Raw genomic sequence first — 24108 nt, forward strand, 5'->3', positions numbered from 1 at the left:
CTTACTGGTCAAAATAAGCTGCCGGGAGCATGCGTAAAAAAGATGACAGGAAAATGAACCGGACGCCGCAGCGCCCGGCTCGCCATCAGCCGGCGCGGACCTTCGCGGTGCGGAACACCAGCACGATCCCGCCGACGATCGCCATCATACCGATCATCGTCGCCGCCGGCAGCCGGTTGCCCAGCAGCAGATAATCCAGCAGCGCCGTGATCGCTGGCACCAGATAAAAGAGGCTGGTGACATTGACGATATTTCCCGCGCTCAGCAGACGGTACAGCAGTAGCTGGGCGACCACCGAAATCAGCAGCCCGAGAAACAGCACCGGAATAATCAACCCGGCGTTAACGGTAAACCGGAAGCCGCTGACCGGGGCAATCAGCAGGCACAGCCCCAGACTAACGGCATACTGCAGCGGCAGGACATCCGCCGGCGCCTGACGGCTGCGCTTTTGCCACAGCGCGCCAAAGGTCATCAGCAGCAGCGCCGCCAGCGCAAACAGGATCCCCGCCGTCGCCATCGGCGAGGCCGCCAGGCTGCGCCACACCAATAGCACCAGCCCCGCCAGGGCAAGCAGCAGTCCTGACAGCCGCCGCCCCTGCAGGCGGCGCTCCACCACGCAAAGCGTAAGGATGGGCTGGATCCCCATGATGGTGGCGATAAGTCCCGGCGTCACGCCGTTGGCCATCGCCTCGAAGTAACAGACCGAATAGCCGCCAATCAGCATCAGACCGGTGGCCGCTGTCTGCAGGCGGGTGCCCGGCGCGGGCAGCCAGCGCCGACGGACGATAGCCAGCGGCGTCAGCGCGACCAGGGCAACCAGAAAACGAAAGACCAGCAGCGCCATCGGCGAGGCGTTATCCAGTCCCCAGCGGGTGAAGATGGCCGCGCTGCCCCACAGCAGCACAAAAAGGGCCGTTGTCGCCTGCGAGGCGAGCAGAGAATAGCGAACGTGCATAGCATGCTCCAGAACGTCAAACACAAGGTATCAAGCGTCATACCGGCAGGTAAGCGCCTGCTAAAGACGGCGTTAAGCGCCGAAAACTACCCGGTCTGGAGGGGGAGGCGGTGGGCAGAGCGTGGCGAAGCGATGATGAGGCGCAGACGTCATCCACCCCGCGTCGAAAGCGGCGCCGGGCAAAGTCTCGCTAGAGATGGCGTAATGCGTCATGGAATGCCTCGTGAAATGTTCCTGTCAGCATCCTGGCACAGACCGTTGCGGAGTGACAACTGCCCTTTATGGCTGATCCATCCCGAGGTTGTTTATTTTTAATCGTAAATAAACGTAAAGGCGGCCTCGGCTTATTCAGCCGTGGTTTTTAATCGGCTATAAAACAAAGCAGTCTGCTTGCTACTTCGAAAATAACGATATGAAGCCAAAACTGACGCATGCTCTCTTTTTAATTCCTTTTTTGTTGTTGGCAGGATGCTCCTCCTCACCGAAACAGGCAAAGAACACAAAATCTCATGCGGATATGACCATTGACGGCGGATCGGACGATCTGATCCCGGTGGTAGCGGCCCTGCATGATCAGATGCACACCTGGCAGGGAACCCCCTATGAATGGGGCGGTACTGAACAAAGCGGCGTCGACTGCTCGGGTTTCGTCTGGCGCACGCTGAAGGATCGCTTTAACCTGCCGATGGAGCGGATCACCACCCGCGAGCTGCTGCACATGGGCGTGCGGGTCAATAAGCGGGATTTACGTCCCGGCGATCTGGTGTTCTTCCGCACCCGGGCCGGGATGCACGTTGGCTTTTACGATACCGATCATAATTTCCTTCACGCCTCGAGCAGCCAGGGCGTGATGCGCTCTTCGTTGGACAACCCTTACTGGGAATCGGCGTTCTATCAGGCGCGTCGTCTGCCGAAGGAGTATAACGCGCAGATCACCATGAACAGCGACACCCTGCATCTGGCGAAGAATCGCCGCTAAAAAAAAGCCGCAGCCAGGGCTGCGGCGGGTGGTTCTGCGGTTAATCAGAACTGGTAGGTCATACCCAGCGCGACGATGTCGTCATCGTTGATGCCGAGTTTGTTATCGCTTTTCAGCTGGTTGATTTTGTAATCCACGAAGGCGTTCATGTTTTTGTTGAAGTAGTAGGTCAGGCCCACGTCAATGTAGTTAACCAGATCCTCACTCCCCACCCCTTCGATATCCTTCCCTTTCGACAGCACATAGCCGAGGGACGGACGCAGACCGAAGTCGAACTGATACTGCGCCACCGCTTCAAAGTTCTGCGCTTTGTTGGCAAAGCCGCCGCTGATCGGGGTCATTTTGCGGGTTTCAGAGTACATGGTCGCCAGGTAGATATTGTTGGCGTCATATTTCAGGCCGGTCGCCCAGGCTTCCGCTTTCGAACCCTGGCCGCGGGCCAGCAGGTTCTGATCGTTGGTACGGTCGGAGCTGGTGTAGGCTGCGCTGACGGCGAAGTCGCTGCCGCCGAAATCATAGCTTAACGAGGTGCCGACGCCGTCGCCGTTCTGTTTCTTCGCTTCACGGCCTTCGTTTTTACCCTGGTACTGCAGGGTCAGATCCAGGCCATCCACCAGACCGAAGAAGTCGGTGTTGCGGTAGGTCGCCAGGCCGCTGGCGCGCTTGGTCATAAAGTTATCGGTCTGGGCAGAGGAATCGCCGCCGAATTCCGGGAACATATCGGTCCAGGCTTCCACGTCGTACAGGGCGCCAAGGTTACGACCGTAATCGAAGGAGCCGTAGTTCTTCAGCTTCACGCCGGCGAACGCCAGACGGGTTTTCTGGCTGGAGTCGCTCTCGGTTTTGTTACCGGAGAATTCAGATTCCCAACGGCCATAGCCGGTCAGGTCGTCGTTAATCTGCGTTTCGCCTTTAATACCGAAACGCACGTAGGTCTGATCGCCATCCTTGCTGTCATAGTCGCTGAAATAGTGCATGGCTTTGATCTTGCCGTACACATCCAGCTTGTTCGCGTTCTTATTATAAACTTCCGCTGCCTGCGTCGCTGTTGAAGCCACAAAGCCCATCATCATTAATGCCAGAGTACTCTTTTTCATTATTCAGTCCTGGTGATTTATTTATACGCGCTATTCAATTGCGGGCGCTCGCCCATCAAAAACTGGAGGTTTTTTAACGCCGGGATATTAAATATTTATGACAAGATGGAACTTTTTATAAAAAAGGGTATTTAAATGTATCTGACATATTTTTGTCACATTCCCTCTCCAGAATGCCCGATCCCGCGCAATAAAATGGCGCGCCCGCCGCCCCGGGTGTTGGCAAGCGGGCCGACTCCTGCTACAACATCAGCTCGATATCGATATTCCTTTTGAACGGCAGAGAATCATGAGTGAAAGCCAGACGCTGGTGGTAAAACTGGGCACCAGTGTTTTAACAGGCGGGTCCCGTCGCCTGAACCGCGCCCATATCGTCGAGCTTGTGCGCCAGTGCGCACAGTTGCACGCCATGGGACACCGTATTGTCATCGTGACCTCCGGGGCCATTGCCGCCGGGCGCGAGCACCTTGGTTACCCGGAACTGCCCGCCACCATCGCCTCCAAGCAGCTGCTGGCGGCGGTGGGACAAAGCCGTCTGATCCAGCTGTGGGAACAGCTGTTTTCTATCTATGGCATTCACGTTGGCCAGATGCTGCTGACCCGCGCCGACATGGAAGACAGAGAACGGTTCCTCAACGCCCGCGACACTCTGCGCGCGCTGCTGGATAACAGCATCGTCCCGGTCATTAACGAAAACGACGCCGTCGCCACCGCGGAAATCAAAGTGGGCGATAACGACAATCTCTCCGCGCTGGCCGCGATCCTCGCCGGGGCGGATAAGCTGCTGCTGTTAACCGACCAGCCAGGCCTGTTCACCGCCGACCCGCGCAGCAACCCGCAGGCGGAGCTGATTAAAGACGTTTACGGCATCGACGACGCGCTGCGCGCCATCGCCGGCGATAGCGTCTCCGGACTCGGCACCGGCGGCATGGGCACCAAGCTGCAGGCCGCGGACGTCGCCTGCCGGGCGGGGATTGATACCATCATCGCCGCCGGCAACCGTCCGGACGTTATCGGCCATGCCATGGCAGGCCTGCCGGTAGGTACCTGCTTCCACGCCCAGGAGTCTCCGCTGGAGAACCGTAAGCGCTGGATCTTCGGCGCGCCGCCGGCGGGGGAAATCACCGTCGATGCGGGCGCGACCCAGGCGATCCTCGAAAGAGGCAGCTCGCTATTGCCAAAAGGGATCAAAATCGTCAGCGGCAACTTCTCCCGCGGCGAAGTGATCCGCATCCGCAATAGCGAAGGACGCGACATCGCTCACGGCGTCAGCCGCTACAACAGCGATGCGCTGCGCCTTATCGCCGGCCAGCACTCGCAGCAAATCGATGCCATTCTGGGCTATGAATACGGCCCGGTGGCCGTCCACCGCGATGATATGATCATCCGTTAAGGAGCTGAAAATGCTGGAACAAATGGGCATTGCCGCCAAAGCGGCCTCCTGGCAGCTGGCGTTACTCTCCAGCCGGGAAAAGAATCAGGTACTGGAAAAGATCGCCGATTATCTGGAAGCGCAGACCGACGATATTCTGCGCGCCAACGCGGAAGATTTAGCCGAAGCTCGCGCCAATGGCCTGAGTGAAGCGATGCTCGATCGCCTCGCGCTGACCCCGGCGCGTCTGAGCGGCATCGCCAGCGATGTACGCCAGGTGTGCAATCTGGCCGATCCGGTCGGCCAGGTGATCGACGGCGGGCTGCTGGACAGCGGTCTGCGTATTGAACGTCGCCGCGTCCCGCTGGGGGTGATTGGCGTGATTTATGAAGCGCGTCCTAACGTGACGGTCGACGTCGCCTCCCTGTGTCTGAAAACCGGCAACGCGGCGATCCTGCGCGGCGGGAAAGAGACCTGGCGCACCAACGCCGCCACGGTGAAGGTGATCCAGCAGGCGCTGCAGGAGTGCGGTCTGCCGGCCGCCGCGGTACAGGCTATCGAGAGCCCGGATCGCGCGCTGGTGGGCGAAATGCTGAAGATGGATAAATACATCGATATGCTGATCCCTCGCGGCGGCGCGGGCCTGCACAAGCTGTGCCGTGAGCAGTCAACGATCCCGGTGATCACCGGCGGGATTGGCGTGTGCCATATCTTCGTGGATGAAACCGCCGAGATCGCCCCCGCGCTGAAGATCATCGTCAACGCCAAGACCCAGCGGCCGAGCACCTGCAATACCGTGGAAACGCTGCTGGTGCACCGCAACATCGCCGATACCTTCCTGCCGGCGTTAAGCAAGCAGATGGCCGAGAGCGGCGTCACCCTGCACGCCGCCCCTTCCGCCCTCCCCGCGCTGCAAAACGGCCCAGCGAAGGTCGAGCCGGTGAAAGCGGAGCAGTATGACGACGAGTATCTGTCGCTGGATCTAAACGTCAAAGTGGTGGCTGATATGGACGAGGCTATCGCCCATATCCGCGAACATGGCACCCAGCACTCCGACGCCATCCTGACCCGCACCCTGCGTAACGCCAACCGCTTTATCAATGAAGTGGACTCTTCCGCGGTATATGTGAACGCCTCCACGCGCTTCACCGACGGCGGCCAGTTCGGCCTCGGCGCGGAAGTGGCGGTCAGCACCCAGAAGCTGCACGCCCGCGGCCCGATGGGGCTGGAAGCGTTAACCACCTATAAGTGGATTGGTTTCGGCGACGATACCATTCGTGCGTAAATGAGAACGGGCGATGCAAAAATAGGCAGTTGATTCCACTGGCTATTGACGCATCGCCCGCTAAGTTCTAACCTTTTGCCTCGTGATTCACGCTCGTGAACACCTCTTGCAGGGCCGATATAGCTCAGTTGGTAGAGCAGCGCATTCGTAATGCGAAGGTCGTAGGTTCGACTCCTATTATCGGCACCATTTCAAACTCTTCCCAAGTCTACCGAAATCAACTTAAAGCCCGTATACTGCGGTTTCTGGCCCGTATTTTATCTCCTGTTATCAACGGGACTCAACCGGAATCAAGTTACAGTTGGGGGCATAAGTGGGGGCATTCTGTGTTCGGTCCAGGGAGATGCCCCCAATGAAGTTAAATGCGCGGCAGGTAGATGCTGCTAAACCCAAAGAGAAAGCCTACAAGCTGGCAGATGGTGCTGGTTTGTATCTTGAGGTTGTTCCCTCTGGTTCACGATACTGGCGGATGAAATATCGCTTCAATGGAAAAGAGAAGCGTATGGCTTTTGGAGTCTATCCAGCAGTGTCCCTTGCACAAGCGAGGGCGCTACGTGATGAAGCCAAGAAAAAACTGGCCGAGGGTATCGATCCATCGTTTGCCAAGAAAGAAGAAAAGCTGGTTCGGGATGTGCGGCTCCATAATACATTTCAGGCTGTGGCGCTTGAATGGCACGGAACGAAGGTGAGCCGATGGTCAGAGGGTTATGCCTCCGACATTATCGAAGCTTTCAATAAAGATATTTTTCCCTATATCGGCCAGCAGCCGGTGAATGAAATCAAACCACTGGTTCTGCTGAATGTGCTGCGTAGAATGGAAAGCCGTGGTGCGACAGAGAAGGCTAAGAAGGTTCGTCAGCGCTGCAGTGAAGTCTTTAGTTACGCCATCGTTACTGGACGCGCGGAATACAATCCTGCTGCAGATCTAACCAGTGCGATGTCAGGGCATGAATCGAAGCATTATCCCTTCCTTACCGTTGAGGAGTTACCAGACTTCTTTAAAGCTCTCTCTGGCTATACAGGCAGCCCGTTAATTGTTCTTGCCGCACGTTTGCTGATCCTTACGGGAGTTCGTACCGGCGAGCTTCGAGGTGCTTTCTGGAGTGAGTTTGATCTTGAAAAAGCGGTGTGGGAAATTCCCGCGGAGCGTATGAAGATGAAACGCCCTCACCTTGTCCTCCTCTCTACCCAAGCGCTGGAGATCGTACAGCAGCTCAAAGTGATGTCTGGGCAATATCCTCTTGTGTTTCCAGGGAGGAATGATCCCCGCAAAACGATGAGCGAAGCGAGTATTAATCAGGTGTTTAAGCGGATTGGGTATACGGGGAAGGTAACGGGGCATGGTTTCCGTCACACCATGAGCACAATCTTACATGAGGAAGGATTTAATACTGCGTGGATTGAGACCCAACTTGCGCACGTGGACAAGAACGCGATTCGTGGGACGTATAACCATGCGTTGTATCTGGAAGGGAGGAAAGAGATGATGCAGTGGTATGGGGATTACGTGGATAGTTGCGAGAGTAACAATTAAGTTAGCGTATAAATACCGCCCCAAAAAAGACTAAAAGAAATGCTGTAGCTATATGTTGCAGCGTTTTTTCACGTAACGCAGGATTTTTGATCATGTTTAGGCATAACAAGGCCTGAAAATTGTCAATGCGCAATTTAATGAATTGTCTGCTTAGCACAAAGCGGACGATCGTGAACAAGAGGCACAAATTTTCCCCAAATGGAACCATCGGAGCCGCAAAGCGGTGACGCTCACCCTGTAAGGACGCTACGTTCAAAACAAGCTTAAAATTCCCCATATCCAAACTGATCCGTATTAATGGGCACTGATCGCTCTCGGCCATCAACAGCTCTGGCTCCGCCCTCCTGAAGATTATGGTGTAAATACTTGGCTGATTGTCACCTGGGACGGTCTGACGGTGGCTGAACGTATTCTGGTCTCAGGCTCCTGGTGGCTGACCGCGAATGCCAGCGTCATCTACACCAATCCTGAAGGGATTGTTCCAGGCGATCTGGAAGAACTCACTTGGCTCTCGGTGCAGCGGCGAATGAAGAACAGAATCTGAACCGGCCGGGAAATAAATGGCAGGACGGGATTTATTAACAGATCATCGGTACAGAAAAAGCTATTTAAAAAAAAACGTCAGAACCGGAGATATTAGCAAGCGACAGCGACTGACAGAATAACGCATGTTTGAATTACATGCCTGATCACGGTACAGCTTAAACCGAAGGTTACCGGCGTGCTTCGGACATTCTGATTGGTCATATTGATGCGTCGGGACGGGACCAGGATTTTCTGGTTTAACCGGTTTTTTTCTCGTCAGGCATCACATCGAGCTCCTTATCAAATAAATTATTGGACTGTCTCTGGTACTAGGTGAATAGATCTTTACGTATGATGAACTCCTCAAGGGACATAATCAGTATGTTAGAAAATCACTAAAGGTGAATGGTCCGCTTTATCGAGATGCTTACACTTGATGCCCTCTGCTTTTTATCTATGAGCGCCATATCTATCTTTATCCGGCTTTATTGTGTAAGACGTTTCCTGTTATGTTTCTATTCATTTGGCTCAACTATTTATTCCAAATAAATCATCTTAATTAAAAGCCTGCAATGAAATAAATTACAAGCCTTATCCACCCCAAGTTTATTACAAGCATTACTCCTGTGAGCATATACGGTTTTTATTTGCAAGCCTAATCTTTTGGCAATGTTTTTCACGCTGATTCCTTTTATTGATAAATTTAAAACACATACCTCCCGAGGGGAAAGGACCACCTTTTTAAAATATCCGCAATTTTTTTCATTTATTAAAAATGTAAATTTTTTAATATTCATTGATGTGAAATCTTTACTTAAAATTTCTATAGGGTTTATAATAAAATTAGCAGGCGACTCACAAGAATGCATGCAAATTATATTTAATGATAAGTTATTCACTACCATACCTTCCAATAAACAAACAACATCAATACTATCATCGAAAAAAATAGTATCACCTGCACTAAAATTTAGATGTTTTGGATTATTGCGTTTAATTGTGCGAATTTTTTTGCTTTTATAGGGCTTCAGTAAAGAATCCAAACCAACAAAAAGATAATGATTATTAGTGGCTATGTAAAACATTTTTCAGGCTATCCTGTTACGTGTTTATTAAAATGATTAGTTTGTAAATTATTTTGTAAGGAATCTTTCTAAGGGAAGAAAGATTCACGACTGGGTTTTCTCCATGCGTAATTACTCTGAAAATCATCAATCATTTGCATATATGTCTAAAGGTTGTTTTTTTAATTTCCGTCTGAACCCGAAGTTAGTGTGATAAAGAGATACGTACGCCTTTGAGGCCAGTTACTTTGTACAATTCATTTTATTTTTGCTGTAATAAATACTGATTAACTGAAGCAAATCCAGCCTGTGTCAAAAAACGTGATACACGCGCTGGAATGATTTTATCCCGTTCTAGCCAGATAATCCGATATTTTGTGTTTTCCCCGTTTTCCCAATCTGGAGCATTTGATATACCGAGGGGAATTTTCACTCTCAACAAACAGTCTAGTAATATTCCGTACACCTCTTTATCGGGCAACAAATATAAATCCCACACATCTGTCAGTTGCTGTACTTTCTTTAAATTTAAATTAAAAGAATTCAGTTCACCTTTCAGTTGAACAGGAACCCCTAACTGAATCGACAAATACCTGACGGCAGTAAAGTGTTGAATGCCATCAATATTGTTCCAGTACAGGCGACCTGGCATCCAGGAATATTGGCTGAAAAACATTTTATATAGTCGTAATCTATGATGGTCAAGGTTTTTCCTGAGTTGGTCGACACTAATCGGTGTAGCTAATTCCCGGCTAAATTCCAACGCGAAATCATCTAGTGTGGCAATATTTATATCAGAGTTATTAGACGAACTTAGCCCCCCGACACTGGAAATGTCGCACCGATAATTTTTTATTACGGTATTACTGACCAGACCATCCAGCTGAGGTATATGGCGATGGAGCAAATCGTAATCACCATTATGACCAGGATGCAGATAGCATATATGATTTTCTTCGTAATTGAGCCATGTTTGCCATTTAATGACCGAACGTAGCCATATTGTATTCTGTATATGTGGCCTTTTAGCTTTCAAAACGCCATAATGGACTCGCCGACTTAATGTAGCCGGATAGCCAAGGGAGTCCCAAAAACCATCATGTATGGAGTGAATGATTTTTTTCCATATAGGTCGGTTAGGTATGATATCCATTTTATCCATTCAGTTTATTCTTTTTTTAGGCTAACTACTGATTTTCTATCTGGCAACTCAATCTTTGGAGGGTTGTGCGATTTATCAAAATCAATGCCAACTCAGCGAGTTAATTAATAAATACAGTGTCATTTTAGGTTTTTCTCGTTTAAGCAATAGTTGACTAACTTTTGTGTATTTAAATTTATGCAGAGCGTTTTAATAACCATCTAAAATATTTGTAGTTTCGATGGTAATTAACCTTTAAAATGCACTGGCAGATATTTTTAGTTGTTCGGATACATAATTTCACATAGCTAGACAGTGATGTATATATTTATTTCCTGCACAACCAGAACCTCAAGGTGAATCCGCCTTTCCTGTTCTCATATTTATTGCACCGTAACATATATCACGCCATAGGCTTCGTAAGCACCGGGTTTTGCCCCAGGGAGTACGGTCAACCGCACCGATGCCAAGGGATCTACTGATACATACCGCTTGACAGATAATTTAGTGGTATTCGAAACAGAAGAACGTCCCACAGTCATCAGTCCGGTAACCCCTGGGCTGAAGGTTAGTATTTCTTTACCTTCTAGTGACTGTATTGTGACAGATAAATCTGCATCTCCATCGCATACCAGGGTAGTTGGGATAGCAATAGCAGGTGACTGTGTCCCCGGTTGAAAGTCCCCTAAATCAACATTTGATGCCGTAATCCAGCACTGAACAGGTTCTGCTTGCACTTGCTCAGCCCAGTAGGTGGTCCCGACCTTAGTAGGATTAGTATCTCCGATGCTTATCCAGATGCCGACATAAACCCCGTCTCTTCTTCCGTTGCAGTAATTTTCGGAATACGGTCTCTGCATCGGCGACATGGGACTCGTTAATATATGCAACGAGCTTAAGATAGCAGCAGGGCCATTTTTCGGGTACAAATACTTTACTGTACCTCGCCATAGGGTTCTTATTATATTTGCACTCATATTCCCGGCACTGCAGGTAAAGACATCAAGAGTCGTACGCGTTAGTCCAATATCGTTTGGTGGTGACACATTCATCGGTTCAGCCAATGTTGGTATATCACTTGTACTCAACCATGCCGGAAGTTCAGCACTCGCACCACAAGCTATTCCCCACGTTAGAACTGCTCCCCAGCCTCTGAATATATACTTAGTCATCCACTTCATTTCTGTGCCCCTTCTTCGTAAAAATCTGATTTTACTCATCCATGCCATATCTTGGCCAAAATACCTGCAAGGACAGCCAATGTTTTCTTATGCATCAATAATGCTCGAGAACCACTTCCTGATATTTTCGATAGTTTGTTCTTTCCACCTTGTTAACATTTACTCGTTCATCAAAGTTAATGTCTATTCTATCGATATCACTGATGGTATACGGCTGCGATACTATATGAATGCAGAGAAAGGTCGCGTCTCCATTATCATCCATGGCCTATGCCATCTTCTTAGTCCCTACCAGGCCGCAGGACAGCAGCTGGAACTTTATCGTTCTACTTATGTTATGCTCATATTACTGGTAATCTATTTTCAATGTGGCAACCGCAAAGAATTCTCCCGTCGAGAGAGTTACCCCACTATGTTTCACTGGGACAGCCCAAAGTTCGGGTTTGTCGGGGTACGTGAAATTCATCCAGGTATTGACAGATAATGGAGTCGCGTCGTTGAGTATTTTAATGCCCAGCGCCGGATTATCGGTTCCGAGCAATGTACCGTCAAAGCTCGTACTGGAACCCTGCATCTGCAACTTCATTGCGCGGGAAGAAGTATTTTTGCAGTCCAGCGTATAATTCACCGGCACACGGTAGTGATTTCCATCAACACGAGTGGCCATCATTTCTCCAAACGAAACGATAATATCCTCGTTGTTGTTGATGATGCAGGGAGGACTCACGATATTGACCTTCACCAGAAAAGCGGAGTTAGGAACTCCAGTTGCCTGAGTCGACAATCCACTCAATATGTTACACAACGCAAAAACAACCAAACGTCGTATCGTTATCACTCGCATTAACCCAACCTCACTCATAACTCAGATTAAAATCCACTACCGCCATATAACTGCCTGAGTTAAGATTGGCTAATGTCCGTTCCGGTATAACGGCATAACTCAGGGTGTTTTGTTCTGGCCTCAGGAAAAGCGGTTTCCCTTTGCTTCCCAGACGAACATCTTCTCCCTGCGCATCTACAAGCCGTAGACCCAATCCAGAGACTCCCTCCACCTTCACCAGTTGTGGGTTATCGACATCACGCATTGCTCGGAAACTCACCGTTACTGCTGGTTGATCTTCTGACCAGGTGAGAGCGCCTGTACGTTTATCGCGACCAATGACCGGACTGCGCAGACAATCTTCCAGATGCAATTCAATCCAGACAGGTTCTCCACGGGAGCCTATCTTCTGCAAGCGACCTGTTCCAATCTCGCCCAGCAGGACATCCTGATGCGCGCTTGCCATCTCGAGTCGACAGGCGCTTTCTGTCAACGCCCCATGTACAAATAGTGTACCGCTGGAGCCTTCAACATCCCCTTTTCCCTGTCCCAGGGCATATACTGGTGACAGTAAAAACACCATTGCTCCCAGTATCATCGGGATCATCAGCACTCCCCTAACAAATATGCAGTAATACTTCAGTTCAACCCCTCCGCATATCTTCCGTTGGCTTATGCCAACCTTGTAGGTCATGACCATATATTGCCCCTCTTCCCATAAATGACACCTGTTCTGCTAACTTTCACTTTGTCATGCTTTCGTCACTGCCTTCACCGCACATAAGTTGCCAGTACAACTGAAATTCAGTTGTGGTCGACCACCATAATCATTAACGTAGGTCAGCACAGGACTATTACCCATCTCCGCCACGCTCACCCGTAGAGGTAAGCTGCTCTTTGGCGGCACCATCACAGGCTCGAAGTTTTTGATACCCAAACCGTCTTTTTTAGTGGCAGCATCTACCAAAGTTATGTAATACGCTGTCGGATTGATGACTACATACTTGTCGTTTTCCTTACGCAAGGTCAGTTGCTCCTGCGGTGGCGGTGCGTTTTTGACCATCGCAATAGCTGCTGGGCGGTAGAACAGCTTGATGCGCGTTTGCAACGCAATTTGTAGCGTATTCGGCTTGTTACTCTTTGGCGGGATTTCTCGCAGGTTGAAGTAATAGACTGTCTCACGGTCCTGCGGCAGGTTTTTTGTCGCTGGCATTCCCTGGATTTTTACCTGGCTCGGCTTACCCGGTTCGATGCGTTGCACCGGAGGAAGTACTGTTAGCGGACTCTGGATTTTATTGCCCTGCTCATCTTCAATCCAGCCCTGTGCTAAATACGGTAACTGTTTGTTCTGGTTGCTGATGTTCAAGCTCACCGACTTCTGGCTGCCGTCAAAAATCACTCGAGTGCGGTCCAGCGCAATGGCCGCTTGCGTATTCTGGACTATCATCCCTCCGAAAAGGGCGATGGTAAACAATGCCCTCGAGAAGGTGCTGCTGTGAGAAGTAATTATCGTGTTCCGTAAATTGTTCTGCATTATTTCTTCCCCATAACGGAGGCCTGTGAATATTGTTAGTTAAGATCTTAAGCAGCTCTCGCCACTTCGCGACGCATGGTTGTTATCACGCAGCCGGCTTAATATCGTCGGCTCCAGGTATGCCCCCATCAAGCGGCTTACACAGTAGTCGCAATGTATTCATCAACATATCTGGTTGCAGAAGTGCAGGCATCCTCACTTCACACTGTGCTGAGCCTCCCCAATGCACCACCATGGTTTCTCCGGCATTAATACCGCTTAAATAAACGTTTTCACTATCATTGACGATACCCGTCTCCTGCTTTCGCTTATTTATAACAGTCGCACCGAACGGTGGTTCACTGCCATCAGCCAGCTTTATAGCTGCCATCGCTTTAGCGCCAGAAATTACATCAAATTTTCTGTAACCAATCGCCCCTTCAGTCAGCGTAGCCTGTACCACCGACACAGTGGCTTCAATGTTGTCACCCAACTGGTTCAAATCAATGCTTGCCTTGTTTCGGTAATAGCTGTTAACGTCACTAATTACCGCCTTGCCCCAGGCATTGGTACGGCTGGTACTGCCATAGCCACGGACCGGTACGTCCGGAACACCTTCAGTATCAATTAGCATCCTCGTCCCCCCCATCATTCCAGAGCGGTGCATTGCACCGCCTTCGGAAGTGAGAGTGAGTCCGCCCTGCATTGTTAAACCGATGGCACTGTAACGACCATCCTGGTAGCTGGCATTGGCACTCATGCGTGCCATGTCACCTTCATGGCTGTAATAACCGCTCACGCTCACTCCTCTGCTGGAGTTCCCTGCACTCAATTGATAGTTGTTGTGTTCGTCAACACGGTCGTAATATCCAACCCGATGGGTATTGTCGTTATGGCTGACCATCGCGTTGTAGCTAACCGTCGAACTATCACTCCACGGAATTGACATGGATACGTAAGCCCCATTATCTTCGGTTCCATTGTACTGGTTGCGATAAGCCGATAACGATATACTCACACCACGGAACCGTCCTAAATCAAAATAATGTGATAAGGTAATGTTATAGCGGTCTGTAGTTGGCCGGTCCCAATAGGTTTCTCGGCTAAAGTTGATATAGCTACTGAGTTCCAATTTGCGAAAATGTTTGTTTAAGTTGACGGTGTACATCTCTTTGCCATTGCCATTGCTGCGTGTACCATAAGATCGTGCGTCCAGATACTCACTCATGGTCATGAAGTCTTGTTCTGAAAAGCGGTAACCTGCAAAAGTTACCTGGCTATCGTACTCGTCGAAGTTTTTCGAATAACTCAGTCGATAAGAATCCCCATTGAGCGTAAGATCTTCCCAGGGCAGACGAACACGCGAATGTGTTGCGTCAAATGACAGCGCTCCCAGGAACATAAGATCACGTCCGATGCCCAGTGATAGAGCGTTATAATCCCCGCCCCTCAGAATTCCACCATACAAAGACCAACCGTTACTGATCCCCCAGGATAATTCGCCGGTACCGAACATCGGATCGCGTAAATGATGTTGCCAATCTGATGGTTTTCCCATAGTTAATTTGAATCGCACCGAGCCTGGCCGCGTCAGGTATGGGATATTCGCAGTATTGACTACAAACTCCTGCACACCACCGTCCTGCTCTTCCACCCGGACGTTCAGTTCACCGCTCACAGCTTCGTTAATATCCTGAATGCGGAACGGCCCCGAGGCCACTGAGGTCTCATAAAGCACTCTCCCCTGCTGACTGATAATAACCTTTGCATTAGTCTTCGCTATTCCCGTAACTTCCGGAGCATAACCACGCAAGTTAGGTGGCAGCATATTGTCATCTGAAATCAAACTCACACCGGTAAAGCGAAAACTGTCAAACATTCCCGAGTCAAGGTAGTTTTCTCCCAGTGTCAACTTTGAGTGCAAACCCGGTATTGCCCGGTAAGCGTAGTAACGACTCAAGTCGAACTGTTTTTGTGTCGACTGTTCCGAACCGTTGCTATGATCTAAATTGGCCTGCCAGTCGGCTCGAAAACGCCAACTACCTAGATTTCCTCCCGCTGTTCCATTACCACTGAGAGCTTGGGTATTGCTGCCCTCACTCTGCTGGTGTTGACTGCTGGCGTTGAGATTGTAATCCAGCAACAAGCCCGCAACGCCTTCATCCCACCGTGACGGAGGGTCCCAGTTCTCGTCGGTGTATTCCAAATATGCCTGCGGTATACTCAGGTAAAGAGAGGTCGTTGGAAGATCGCCTCGTATTTCCATTCCCTTCACACTTCTCTTGTCCAGGCATCCCCCCTTATGCCACCAAGCAAGGTCTTTCAGTACCCCGGGTTTCAGTCCAAGTTGTTCAACCAGTTTGGGATTTATGCAGGCGCGACTGCCATTTGGGTCATCATCCGGCTCATAAAAGGGAATTTCTTGCTCCGGTAGAGTATTCTTATTGATATGAACAACCATGTCGTAGGTTCCAGGCATGATGTAACCACTTCGCGAAAATTGGCTCAAATCAATGTTCTTTCGGTCGCGAACATCCAATACATCTGTGTTAAATTGAATATTATCTGTTGCATAAGCCTTCATAACTAAAGGACTTAATGAAACAAAAATAAATAATCCTAACGAATGTACATTCGCAATTTTTCCAAGAGAACAAAACACCATGCCATTACCTTTCCAGTATAAATAGAACTATAGCACGAGGCAAAATAAGCCTGTCAGGAAATTAACTAGAAATAATCAAGTCTAAATTTAATGTGAGACCAGAAAATTCCAGATTTTAATGTCTGCCTATCAGTAATCAATCTGATGGCATAATCCAATTGATTATATTCTGGACTGGAATCTATTAATGGCATAGACTTCCCTGGTTCTATTACATGCCCATGAGTATCGATAATTTGGAGTGCCACGCCAGTGGCATCACCTTTAATACCAAATGATTTTCCATCACGCTCACCATCAAAAGTAACATTGAATTTTTTTAAGCTATCAGCTTTATTATATCCAGACATACAGTTAGTTAATTTAATTGAGAAAAACCAGCTGCGGCTTGTTCCATGATGAACAAGTTCAGACAAGGATAACATACCCATGTCAATGGTTTGCTTTTGATTTCCAAAACTAATAGTGCATGCAGTGTCAATAATGGCTCCTTGCATGTTTACCCGTCCCAATATAAAAGAGTTTTCTTTTGCCAGGACAACCCCAAAAAAGGAGATAAACAGGTAAGAAACCATTACTAAAGTAGCGTTGAACAGCCCCATAAATACACTCCATATTTTGTATATCCTTCTAAAAATGCATGCGATTTATCGCATGCATTTACATGCACATAGAAGATTAATATTTACACAAAATATATTTTAGTTATAGGCCAGTGTGAAATCAGTTACTGCCTGAAATTCTCCCTCAGTAACAACGTTAGTTGAGTCACCATCGCCTTGTAAGTAAGCAGCAAAACTTAACGTGTTATTACCGTCCTGTAATACCTGCTCTTTAGTTGGTACCCCCAGCTTGATGATTTGACCATCTGCCTGAGTAATGGCAACACTGGCACCTTTAGCAGTTCCGGTAATCCCCAGAAGACCATTCTTAGCTGCAGACTCCATACCCGTAAAGGTAACCTGAACCTTATTTTTAGTTGCAGGTGAGCCGAAAGAACAGTTTTCCAGGCCAATGGAGAAATTACGAGGAGTAGATTTCCCTCCACTGAGTAAAGCTTCCTTTGAGATCTGCCCTAAATCCACAGTTTGATCAATAGATTGTGGAGTAATAGAACAAGGAGCATCAATAATAGAGCCTGTAAAGGTAACTTTACCATGACCCTGGTCTGCTGCCTGTGCGCCAGAGACAGTACTAAATGCCAAAACTAATGCCATCACAATTTTATTCAGTTTCATTTTCACTTTTTCCTTAATAAAGGTCTGTCCCACATATTGGTGAAGCTGCCATTATTTCGATGCCAAACATACAGCGAGAGGATGGTGAAAATGCATCTTCCTGCTTGCAATGTTATGACTTCCGGCAACTGCACAACATGGTAACCAAAAAAAAACAAAATAGCTTAATAATCTATTTAATTGGCCAAAATTAGATAAAATCACCAAAAAAACACAATAAAAAACATTTTATTAGATTAAAAAACTTAATGTTCGTAAATGATTAAATAAATACTCTCACTAATTTTCGACTAAATTCACGTCAGAAAAAAAACTGCTAAAAACCAGTTGACGGGTAGTTTCTTATCCAATAAATTTTACAACCCTTAACCTAAGATGGACCTTATTTTTTTGGTTTGGATTCAGCTCCTGCTCCAAAAAAGAGAGAGTATCCTTATGAAATACATAATAAATTTTACTATCACTTTCGATCCGGACAGTAGATTATTAAAACTTAGAAATAAGGACCAACTTACGATTGAGTTATCCAAGCCAGCCACTCGTTTGTTAATCGAACTCATAAAAAACAATAAAAATGAGATGCCACGAGAGACGCTCATCAAGCACGTCTGGGAGGATTACGGATTCTCTCCCTCTAGTGCAACCTTAAGCAACCATATTAGTGAATTAAGAAAAGCTTTCGAAGCACTTGGGATAAATAAAGATATTTTGATCACGGTGCCGAGGGTTGGTTTTAAAATGGAGGCTGAAATTCATCCTGAAACTAAAAACAAAGAGCTAGATACATCAACTGACGGCTTTGGAAGAAATGATATTACGGAAGACTCAGTAGTCCAGAAAAAAATGATAAAAAAGCCTGCGGGATCATACGGCAAAAAGGAACTGCATCGTGTGTTGAAACCAATTCTGGCGCTCATTTTTATCTTGCTTTTAATAATTACTATAATAACTATATTAGCCCGCGAGAGAAATGAAGAACCAAAACCATTAGGCACAATGAATAAATGCAAGATTTATGCGTTGGGAGATGACTATCCGGACCCGGAATTGTTTTCTCATGCGCGAATAATGCTCTCTGATATAGAGATAGATTGCACTAAGGAAAATCGTGACATCTTCTTTATGGAGTCACTTTCTGCCAATGGATTACGAAAGACTTCTTTTATGGTAGTTTGTACAAAAAATTCCGAGATGAACTATAAAGCCTGTCAAAATTATAAACGGATTGATTAAAATATATGCGCCGAGTAATTTTTTTTGTGTTCATACTTATCGTCATTTCTGTCTGTCTGTTCTTATTTTCAATAGATAATAACGCCTGGGATCCATTTCGCTGCAGTACCCATTTGAGTGCTGACGTTGCAAAAAAAAATGGCGACAGGATTGAATTCAACATAAATATAAATGTTGTTGCATTTCATAAAGAAAACAGTGAAGTTATAGTGAAAGGTACCCTGCAAGATAAAGATAAAAGTTACAGCATATACAGGAGGATTTTTATTCCTCAAAAACCATCACCTCTAAAAGATTATAGTGCAACAGTGATAACATGTGAAAAGCGACATCCAAAAGATAACGTTCCTGACATACTTTGGCAAAATTACGTATTGCCAGAAGTGCCCGGAATTATGTTCTATATGGAAATAACACATTTAAGGAAAAACGCTTTGTTTTTTAATGGATTAGATAAACCAATTTTTATTTGTACTATGCCCGAATGATAACTCATCATCAATAATGCTAGACCGAGGAAGTATCCGTTTAGTCATTCAGGAGCTGCATGCTGTCGATCTGAATGCGCAGATTTAGCCCTTGCGGTGTGTTTTCTTGTGGTTAAGATACCAGCCAGACTTACCGCCGCAGTATTATTTTGAAGAAATTCCTGAACTAAATGTGCAAGAAAGAAGGGGGTTGCTCAAGAGATATGCTACGTATAAGTGCTTAGATTTATCTTCAGAAGATTTACGTTTTTTCTCTGATCTTTTATCTGGATATCCTGAGCAAGTTTTATTTGCGGTTGATAGCATTTCAGATTTAGGTCTTTATGCTGTAAGAAAAGATTCTCACTTAATAAGGGAATATGCTGATGATAAAGCAAAAGTTATAGTTGAAAGCTTTTCTAATGATCAGAAAAAACTCGAATTTCTTTACTTCCTTTCTAAGTTTGAATTTATAAGCTATGAATTTTTATTTTCATTGGTAAATGAAGATGAGTTTTACCCAATCACGCAAGGCTTTATAAGTATGTCTGTTTGCGATCAATTAGGTGTTAATAATGACTATATTAGAGTAAATCAAGTAATACAGGACTATATTTCAAGAAGTAAGTTTGGCACTACAAGCGAATATGATACTATCCTAAGTGAACATATCAAGAAATTCATAGAGGAATATACCGATGATAATAGAGATATATCAGACTATATTTTCTCGATCCAAGAAGCAATCAAGGCTGGAAAGGACGTTGATAATAGAGTATTAGTTCCGTCATATTTTGTAAAGACAATAAGATCTTTATACGAAAAAGGCGGCTCTGCGAATTATAAAGAAGCTGTACGATTGGCTGATCAGATACTTTCGAATTCCCAATACATGCATTCGAGTGTTATCAATCATATATTATTCATGAAGTGTCAATCACTCGCTAGACTACATGATAGAGAGTTTTTTAATGCGGTTAGGGATGTCTCCGAGCCTGAATATTCGTTCTTACATGGTTTTTATTACAGGATCACGCGACAGCGTCCAAAAGCAATTGAGAGTTATATGCGAGTATTACGCCAAAGGCCAAGTGATTATCGTTCAAAAAGTGAATTGGTTTTGTTGTATTTACAAAATGACGAGCATGAGCTTGCTTTAGGATTAGCAAAAGAAGTTTATGAAAGACAGAAAAATAATCCGATCAATGCTAATAATTACTTGAATTGCCTGTTTTACAAAGATGATGCTAATATTGAGCCCGGTTTGGTAGAGGAAATTCTTGAACGGTTGCATTCGAATCAGGCTCAACGTGCTCAAGAGATGTATTGCTCAGCTAAGGCGAAAGCTCTTGCACAATTTGAGAATAAAGTTGAAGAGGCTTTTGAACTCATAGAGAAAGGAATTGTGGATTTCCCGGATATTAAATATCCCGTTCTGACACTCTGAGACTTAGCAATTCAGTATAGAAGAATTGATAAGCTTGAATATGCTCTAGATATTCTTGAAAGAACAGACTCACCAAAATCTCAAACATATGGAAGTTTTATACGATTTAAAGCTATATGGTTAACTTTGACTTCTAGATTTGATGATGCTGTCCGTATTTGCAAAAATGAGTTAACAGAACTTACATATGCAGAAGTGGAGCAGTTTATTGAAAAGCTAAAGCAGTACCAAGTAAAGGTTTGACATTATGTTAGGTAAGGAGGCTCACTGACGTGAGCCTTTTTGCCAAGTATGAGGGCAACAACCATTTAATACGTCACACACTTTATTTATAAATCTAATTGAAAATAAATTTGGGGATACTTTTGGGGATATCTATAAAGCATATAACATGTATTTTTATTTAATTCAATATGTTAGGTGTTACGTATTGTTCCTATTATCGCACCACCTCAATCAAAACGTTACAGAAAACACTTCTTTAAAAGCCTCTCTGGGTTTACACCAGGGTTGCTTTCCCCGGAGACCGATGCACTTAAATTCCATGCTCTTATCGCTGAGCCAAGGCATCAAAACTACCATCACGGTCAGTGATAAAAGCTCCCGCGGGCTCAGAAGTATCTCGATTATCCATGGCTCATAGCACCGTAACGTAAGCGGCAATGAGCAATGCCATCTTAATAATATTTTATATCCAGCCCTCCCTCTTCAAACCGTTAATCCAGTAATTTCATCTCCAGCGCCCTGCTCATCGCTTGAGTGCGACTATTCACTTTAAGCTTCGCGTAGATGTTTTTGATATGCCATTTGACCGTCTCGGCAGAAATAGCGAGGGAGCGAGCGATTTCTTTGTTCATCTGACCTTCAGCAATTAGCTGTAATATCTGAAACTCACGCTCGCTGAGCTCGCCAGGAATATCGGGGCTTCCACTATTAAACGGTGTTCCGTCTGCAGGCGCGCGCTTGTCGGCCCAGGGTTCATGCACTCCCCCTTTCTCTTTGCAAGCCGAAGAGGTTTCATTCATACCGGCAAGCAAAGGTTGCAAGGTATCGCCAGCGTCAAGAAAGAGGCCCGTGAGATGCTGTTGTTCAGCCAGCTGCACGACTGGCTGAAATGTCGTGCGCGCAGCGGCCGTTTTGCCACTGTTCCACAAGGCCAATGACCAGAGCGTACGCAGACGCGCTGCGGTTAACCTGTCCCCCCGGCTTTCCTGATCGGAGACCATCTCAGCCAGTAAAACGCAGGCTTGCGGTGCCTGGCCTCTGGCGAGAAGAAGCCGGCTGCGGCTAAGGGATGCAGACATAACGATGGCGCGTTGGCAGGGATGTTCGGCATCCATTCTGAAGCTGGCGGCCATTTGTTCAAGCTGTCGCTGCAGTTGCTCTGCGCCGGTGAAATTGCCGCGCTGCAGTCGCACCCTCACCTGCTCGGCTAACAACATGGCCTGGAGCCGTTGCCAGCCGCGAGACACCGCAAGACGCTGCGCATGCTCCAGCAATCGCTCGGCCTCATAGGGCATATCGTTATCTAAGGCCTGACGCGCGAGATAGGTATAGCAACGACTCAGCGCGTCGGGTGGACTGAATCGGTCGATGAATTCGAGCCGGTCGGCTGGCAGATGCTCGGGCGAGTCACCCCTCTGACATTCATAGGCTATCTCCGCCAGCAGCGGCGCCAGCGTCGCGCCACTGGTCGACTGGGTACCGGTATAACATTCAGCCTGGCGCAACGTTTTCTCTGCATACCACCCGGCTTTTCCCAGATCGCCCTGACAAAGATGGCACTGGGCAATAATAAACGCGCGATAAACCGAAACAAACAGATTATCTAAAGGACTTTCCGGAGAGGGCATATGCTGTTGAACCTCCAGCGCGTCGTGATAGCGCTGGTTAACAACATGGCAATAGCTGAGAATATTGCATATCAGACCATCAACCCAGGTGTCGCCGCAGGGCACTTCGGCCAGCAACGGCTGAACTATAGCCAGACTCTCCGGGATGTTTTCCGCAAAGGCTTCGCAAATTGCCCGCACAACGCGCAATTTACACCAGGTGCTGCGGGTTAAATCCTCACGATGATGAAGTACCATCTGATCGAGGTTATCAAGCAGCTGCCTCGACTCATCAAAGTGGAAATAATGCGCCAGTGCCCAGGCCAGGTTAATTTGCAGGTCAATGCGCGACGGATCGGTGCTGGGCGGTAAATGATGCATCCATGAGATCAGAGTATCGATATCCCCTTCTTCCGCCAGTGACTGAGCGCTTGCGCCGTCCTGCACGGGGCTATGCACCGGCTTGCCTGCGCTGAGCGCATGGCGTACCGCCTCAGACCACAGCTTCTGTTCGACGAACCAATGACTGGCTAATTCATGCAGCTGTTTGCGGTCAATATCGTTGTTCTGCTGCAGCATGGTCCGAAGATTTTCCTGCAACAGAGGATGGTAGCGAAACCAGTAGCCTTGTTCGTCAAGGGCTGACAAAAAAAGGTTGTGTCGCTCAATCCATGCCAGCATCGCTTTACTATCATCACGTCCAGTCACTGCATTGCATAGTTCGGCATTTAACCGACTGAGGAAGGACGTTTTCACCAGGAAATCGAGAACCTCTTCCGGCAGCGGATCCAGTACCACCTCTTTCAGATAGCGGGCAATGGATCGTGTTCCTCCATGCATATTACGCAACAGATGCTCGGGATCATTCTGTAATTCTGCCGACAATGAAGCGATCTTCATGCCCGCGATCCAGCCCTCTGTCACGGACTGTAGCCGCTGTGCATGATGGTTGCTGAGGGGTAGCGCAACCGTGCGGCTAAAATAGTGTTTTGTTTCTTCGAGCGTGAATTGCAGGTCTCGATCATAGATCTCCACCAGTTGGTCCTGGGCCTGCAGCTGGCTCAGCGCAAGATTCGGGTGGAAACGGCTGCCAATGATCAAATGCAAGGCGGCAGGCGCATGCTTGATTAAATACCCCAGCGCTTCATAGACCCCACGATCGTTAATCACGTGGAAGTCGTCGATAATCAGGTACACGTCATGCGGGCAGTAGTGTAGCTGGTTAATGAGCCCGGCCAGCAGTTGCTCGGAGCTGGAGAGCTTCTGCTCTTCCATGTCACGCCAGAAATCGGCGTCCCAGTCAGCATAGAGTGGACGCAATGCTTGCAGCAGATAAGGAATAAACTGCCATACGTCATCATCATCCTCATCGAGGCTCAGCCAGGCAATACGTTCGCCCTGGGCGACCATCTGCTGATGCCATTGCGCCAACAGCGTGGTTTTGCCAAATCCAGCGCCGGCGCAGACGACGCCCAGCCGGCACTGCTGAACGGGACTGAGAAGCTGAAGCAGCCGGGGGCGCTCCAGCAATTGTATTGAGGAGCGAGGCGGGACGAATTTGGTCAGGATTAGCGGCAAGCCTCGCGTCAGCCGCAATGGCCCGGAGACCAGTGAGGGTGATTGGCGACCTTCTAAATCCAATGGCTTCATCCGAGGTGTCTACTCACTTTGTTTTTTTCAATTGTACGCCAGCCCCCGGGATGACATGGGGCAGCCAAACTTTATTGCTACACAAAATTTAGAAAGTTTGACCTCAA

At 47.6% G+C, this 24108-nt stretch carries 20 protein-coding genes and 1 tRNA gene; 9 read left to right on the forward strand and 12 right to left on the reverse strand.

From position 1 onward, the window contains the following. Positions 1 to 85 precede the first annotated feature (85 nt). Positions 86 to 955, reverse strand: a complete 870-nt coding sequence (locus tag OHJ17_RS20135; RefSeq protein WP_032432643.1) for a DMT family transporter — start codon at positions 953 to 955, stop codon at positions 86 to 88. 412 nt (positions 956 to 1367) lie between these two features. Between OHJ17_RS20135 and OHJ17_RS20140 the strand changes: the two genes are divergently transcribed. Then, positions 1368 to 1934 (forward strand): NlpC/P60 family protein, encoded by a 567-nt coding sequence (locus tag OHJ17_RS20140; protein WP_004222859.1) that lies wholly within the window; start codon positions 1368 to 1370, stop codon positions 1932 to 1934. Between the two features lie 44 nt (positions 1935 to 1978). Here the strand turns inward: OHJ17_RS20140 and phoE are convergent, their stop codons facing one another. Continuing rightward, positions 1979 to 3031, reverse strand: a complete 1053-nt coding sequence (phoE, locus tag OHJ17_RS20145; RefSeq protein ID WP_004144576.1) for a phosphoporin PhoE — start codon at positions 3029 to 3031, stop codon at positions 1979 to 1981. 289 nt (positions 3032 to 3320) lie between these two features. Here phoE and proB point away from each other — a divergent pair, with 289 nt between their 5' ends. From proB to OHJ17_RS20170, 5 genes are all read left to right on the forward strand, one after another. Continuing rightward, entirely contained in the window at positions 3321 to 4424 is a 1104-nt protein-coding gene (gene proB / locus OHJ17_RS20150; RefSeq protein WP_004144574.1) for a glutamate 5-kinase, read from the forward strand. A 10-nt stretch (positions 4425 to 4434) separates the two neighbouring features. Then, complete coding sequence (gene proA / locus OHJ17_RS20155; protein WP_004147253.1) at positions 4435 to 5688, forward strand: glutamate-5-semialdehyde dehydrogenase; 1254 nt, start codon at positions 4435 to 4437, stop codon at positions 5686 to 5688. 113 nt (positions 5689 to 5801) lie between these two features. Continuing rightward, positions 5802 to 5877, forward strand: a tRNA-Thr gene (locus tag OHJ17_RS20160). 163 nt (positions 5878 to 6040) lie between these two features. Next, the gene (locus tag OHJ17_RS20165) at positions 6041 to 7222 is read left to right on the forward strand and encodes a tyrosine-type recombinase/integrase (protein ID WP_032432628.1); all 1182 of its coding nucleotides are present in this window, start codon (positions 6041 to 6043) and stop codon (positions 7220 to 7222) included. A gap of 397 nt (positions 7223 to 7619) precedes the next feature. Continuing rightward, positions 7620 to 7766, forward strand: a complete 147-nt coding sequence (locus OHJ17_RS20170) for a hypothetical protein (protein WP_153244818.1) — start codon at positions 7620 to 7622, stop codon at positions 7764 to 7766. A gap of 517 nt (positions 7767 to 8283) precedes the next feature. On the opposite strand, the gene OHJ17_RS20175 is transcribed toward OHJ17_RS20170, so the two are convergent. The 9 genes from OHJ17_RS20175 to OHJ17_RS20215 form a co-directional block, all read right to left on the reverse strand. Next, positions 8284 to 8832 carry a helix-turn-helix domain-containing protein gene (locus OHJ17_RS20175; RefSeq protein ID WP_071557759.1) on the reverse strand — a complete coding sequence of 183 codons (549 nt, stop codon included), beginning with the start codon at positions 8830 to 8832 and terminating at the stop codon, positions 8284 to 8286. A gap of 241 nt (positions 8833 to 9073) precedes the next feature. Further along, complete coding sequence (locus tag OHJ17_RS20180; protein WP_004147225.1) at positions 9074 to 9973, reverse strand: DUF6685 family protein; 900 nt, start codon at positions 9971 to 9973, stop codon at positions 9074 to 9076. A gap of 362 nt (positions 9974 to 10335) precedes the next feature. Further along, positions 10336 to 11133: a hypothetical protein gene (locus tag OHJ17_RS20185; RefSeq protein WP_123677157.1), complete on the reverse strand. Its 798-nt coding sequence runs from the start codon at positions 11131 to 11133 to the stop codon at positions 10336 to 10338. Positions 11134 to 11479: 346 nt separating this feature from the next. Then, positions 11480 to 11977 carry a fimbrial protein gene (locus OHJ17_RS20190; RefSeq protein ID WP_023279257.1) on the reverse strand — a complete coding sequence of 166 codons (498 nt, stop codon included), beginning with the start codon at positions 11975 to 11977 and terminating at the stop codon, positions 11480 to 11482. Between the two features lie 10 nt (positions 11978 to 11987). Then, a complete protein-coding gene (locus OHJ17_RS20195) occupies positions 11988 to 12656 on the reverse strand; it encodes a fimbrial protein (RefSeq protein WP_023279258.1) in 669 nt (222 codons plus the stop codon). Between the two features lie 51 nt (positions 12657 to 12707). Next, a complete protein-coding gene (locus tag OHJ17_RS20200) occupies positions 12708 to 13490 on the reverse strand; it encodes a fimbria/pilus periplasmic chaperone (RefSeq protein ID WP_004147220.1) in 783 nt (260 codons plus the stop codon). An 85-nt stretch (positions 13491 to 13575) separates the two neighbouring features. After that, positions 13576 to 16134, reverse strand: a complete 2559-nt coding sequence (locus tag OHJ17_RS20205) for an outer membrane usher protein (RefSeq protein ID WP_267302563.1) — start codon at positions 16132 to 16134, stop codon at positions 13576 to 13578. Between the two features lie 65 nt (positions 16135 to 16199). Then, the gene (locus OHJ17_RS20210; RefSeq protein ID WP_004213863.1) at positions 16200 to 16736 is read right to left on the reverse strand and encodes a fimbrial protein; all 537 of its coding nucleotides are present in this window, start codon (positions 16734 to 16736) and stop codon (positions 16200 to 16202) included. Between the two features lie 99 nt (positions 16737 to 16835). After that, on the reverse strand, positions 16836 to 17372 hold the full coding sequence (locus tag OHJ17_RS20215; RefSeq protein WP_004213865.1) for a fimbrial protein: 537 nt from the start codon (positions 17370 to 17372) through the stop codon (positions 16836 to 16838). 435 nt (positions 17373 to 17807) lie between these two features. On the opposite strand from OHJ17_RS20215, the gene OHJ17_RS20220 reads away from it, so the two are divergent. The 3 genes from OHJ17_RS20220 to OHJ17_RS20230 all read left to right on the forward strand — a co-directional run bounded on the left by OHJ17_RS20220 (position 17808) and on the right by OHJ17_RS20230 (position 20519). Next, a complete protein-coding gene (locus OHJ17_RS20220; RefSeq protein WP_023302523.1) occupies positions 17808 to 18605 on the forward strand; it encodes a winged helix-turn-helix domain-containing protein in 798 nt (265 codons plus the stop codon). Between the two features lie 113 nt (positions 18606 to 18718). Beyond that, positions 18719 to 19093, forward strand: coding sequence for a hypothetical protein (locus OHJ17_RS20225; RefSeq protein WP_179208155.1), 375 nt, complete (start codon positions 18719 to 18721; stop codon positions 19091 to 19093). Between the two features lie 106 nt (positions 19094 to 19199). Continuing rightward, positions 19200 to 20519: a tetratricopeptide repeat protein gene (locus OHJ17_RS20230; RefSeq protein ID WP_123677156.1), complete on the forward strand. Its 1320-nt coding sequence runs from the start codon at positions 19200 to 19202 to the stop codon at positions 20517 to 20519. A 716-nt stretch (positions 20520 to 21235) separates the two neighbouring features. Here the strand turns inward: OHJ17_RS20230 and OHJ17_RS20235 are convergent. After that, positions 21236 to 24001 (reverse strand): LuxR C-terminal-related transcriptional regulator, encoded by a 2766-nt coding sequence (locus tag OHJ17_RS20235; RefSeq protein ID WP_032432626.1) that lies wholly within the window; start codon positions 23999 to 24001, stop codon positions 21236 to 21238. Positions 24002 to 24108: the final 107 nt, after the last annotated feature.

Origin of the sequence: Klebsiella sp. KP20-425-1, assembly GCF_025813515.1 — a bacterium.
Classification (GTDB): domain Bacteria; phylum Pseudomonadota; class Gammaproteobacteria; order Enterobacterales; family Enterobacteriaceae; genus Klebsiella; species Klebsiella pneumoniae.

Coding starts and splice junctions, on each gene's coding strand:
- OHJ17_RS20200 (WP_004147220.1), bottom strand. CDS start 13,490: ATGCAGAACAATTTACGGAACACGATAATTACTTCTCACAGCAGCACC.
- OHJ17_RS20190 (WP_023279257.1), bottom strand. CDS start 11,977: ATGCGAGTGATAACGATACGACGTTTGGTTGTTTTTGCGTTGTGTAAC.
- OHJ17_RS20185 (WP_123677157.1), bottom strand. CDS start 11,133: ATGAAGTGGATGACTAAGTATATATTCAGAGGCTGGGGAGCAGTTCTA.
- OHJ17_RS20220 (WP_023302523.1), top strand. CDS start 17,808: ATGAAATACATAATAAATTTTACTATCACTTTCGATCCGGACAGTAGA.
- phoE (WP_004144576.1), bottom strand. CDS start 3,031: ATGAAAAAGAGTACTCTGGCATTAATGATGATGGGCTTTGTGGCTTCA.
- OHJ17_RS20165 (WP_032432628.1), top strand. CDS start 6,041: ATGAAGTTAAATGCGCGGCAGGTAGATGCTGCTAAACCCAAAGAGAAA.
- OHJ17_RS20210 (WP_004213863.1), bottom strand. CDS start 16,736: ATGGGGCTGTTCAACGCTACTTTAGTAATGGTTTCTTACCTGTTTATC.
- OHJ17_RS20235 (WP_032432626.1), bottom strand. CDS start 24,001: ATGAAGCCATTGGATTTAGAAGGTCGCCAATCACCCTCACTGGTCTCC.
- OHJ17_RS20140 (WP_004222859.1), top strand. CDS start 1,368: ATGAAGCCAAAACTGACGCATGCTCTCTTTTTAATTCCTTTTTTGTTG.
- proA (WP_004147253.1), top strand. CDS start 4,435: ATGCTGGAACAAATGGGCATTGCCGCCAAAGCGGCCTCCTGGCAGCTG.
- OHJ17_RS20175 (WP_071557759.1), bottom strand. CDS start 8,832: ATGTTTTACATAGCCACTAATAATCATTATCTTTTTGTTGGTTTGGAT.
- OHJ17_RS20205 (WP_267302563.1), bottom strand. CDS start 16,134: ATGGTGTTTTGTTCTCTTGGAAAAATTGCGAATGTACATTCGTTAGGA.
- OHJ17_RS20135 (WP_032432643.1), bottom strand. CDS start 955: ATGCACGTTCGCTATTCTCTGCTCGCCTCGCAGGCGACAACGGCCCTT.
- OHJ17_RS20195 (WP_023279258.1), bottom strand. CDS start 12,656: ATGGTCATGACCTACAAGGTTGGCATAAGCCAACGGAAGATATGCGGA.
- proB (WP_004144574.1), top strand. CDS start 3,321: ATGAGTGAAAGCCAGACGCTGGTGGTAAAACTGGGCACCAGTGTTTTA.
- OHJ17_RS20215 (WP_004213865.1), bottom strand. CDS start 17,372: ATGAAACTGAATAAAATTGTGATGGCATTAGTTTTGGCATTTAGTACT.
- OHJ17_RS20180 (WP_004147225.1), bottom strand. CDS start 9,973: ATGGATAAAATGGATATCATACCTAACCGACCTATATGGAAAAAAATC.